This window comes from Monashia sp. HAY1-2A, from assembly GCF_056755315.1.
In genome coordinates, this window is the sequence record NZ_JBNDHY010000360.1 from 1 (window position 1) to 288 (window position 288).

General features: G+C 57.3%; 1 protein-coding gene. It reads left to right on the forward strand.

The window, feature by feature from the left end:
- The coding region (locus tag ACPYOM_RS22285; protein ID WP_481347633.1) for a hypothetical protein at positions 1–288 on the forward strand (288 nt) is incomplete at both ends.

A 288-nucleotide genomic window follows, 5' to 3' on the forward strand; every position in this document is an offset into this window, starting at 1 on the left:
GAGCAGGATTATTTCTACGATCTGTGCGACCGCCTCGGCCTCATGGTCTGGCAGGACTTCATGTTCGCCTGCAATCTCTATCCTTCGACGGAGGATTTCCTCGAGAACGTCGCGCATGAGGTCGAGTATCAGGTCAAGCGGCTGTCCTCGCATCCGTCGATCGCGCTCTGGTGCGGCGACAACGAGCTAGTTGGCGCGCTCACATGGTTCGACGAGCCGAAGAAGGATCGGGACCGTTACCTCGTTTCCTACGATCGTCTGAACCGCACCATCGAGCAATCGTTGAAG